Annotated in this window: 1 pseudogene; it reads right to left on the minus strand. The window is 47.4% G+C overall.

The annotated features are described in order from the left end of the window. A pseudogene (locus tag IC21_RS00005) lies at positions 1-247 on the minus strand (IS5/IS1182 family transposase); the annotation flags it as partial.

Genomic DNA, 247 nt, shown 5'->3' on the forward strand with positions numbered 1-247 from the left:
GTAGTTTTCAACAGATTCCTTGAGAGTGGTCCCTTCATTGTAATTTTCCCAGTCGAGGTGCTCAATCAAGGCATAACCATCTACGACACTTATGGCGACTTTTGAACCGAACTCCACGTTCGCTTTTGCCTTGCCGCGCACAATTGGACGGACATGCGGCTGGGAAATGCTTACAATCCGGTGGTCAACCCGGTGTGTTTTCTTTTTGTACATTTCTGCCTGTTGGCGGTAAAGTTCATGAATCACG

Source organism: Heyndrickxia coagulans DSM 1 = ATCC 7050 (genome assembly GCF_000290615.1).
Classification (GTDB): domain Bacteria; phylum Bacillota; class Bacilli; order Bacillales; family Bacillaceae_C; genus Weizmannia; species Weizmannia coagulans.